General features: G+C 34.4%; 1 pseudogene. It reads left to right on the top strand.

Annotated elements, in window-relative coordinates:
- Nucleotides 1–223 (top strand): annotated as a pseudogene (locus tag FLS47_RS18505) (hypothetical protein); the annotation flags it as partial.
- Between the last annotated feature and the right edge of the window lie 317 nt (nucleotides 224–540).

The following is a 540-nucleotide window of genomic DNA, read 5'->3' as shown; positions in this document are numbered from 1 at the left end:
TCATATTTGCTTGTCTTTTGTAGCTTACACCATTTATAAGGAATTGGAAAGGGTACTTAATAAGGAATCCTTCTCATTATCACCGGAAAAAGCCGCAGAGATAACAAGAAATATATACCAGCTGGAATTAGTACTCCCGGAATCCAGAGCCATAAAAAACATCCTCTTGAAAATGGATGAAAAACAAACAAGGTTAATCGAGATCGTCAATAAAAATTTCTAGGGTGTCCCATTGCGGAAAACAGGAAAATCAGCACAAGAGGGTATTGAAATGGCAAAAAAGGCTAATAATGGTGAGTATATTAAATTGAATACAGAGGCACTAAATGAAGCTAAATAATTTTTATAAGGATTAATATTTTTAAAAAACAAAAGTCATTTTATAAAAGATGACTTTTGTGTTTTAATGCATTATATAAGACTTCAACGGGATGAATCGCGATTTCCTTTGTTCCATCGTAAATCTGATGTCGACAACTACCTCCTGTAGCAACGATGATTGTATCCTGAGCTTTTCCACGAACTTGCGGGAAAAGTACT

This window comes from Sphingobacterium cavernae (assembly GCF_008520265.1).
Taxonomy (GTDB): Bacteria; Bacteroidota; Bacteroidia; order Sphingobacteriales; family Sphingobacteriaceae; genus Sphingobacterium; species Sphingobacterium cavernae.
This window is presented reverse-complemented; position numbering and strand designations above follow the sequence as displayed.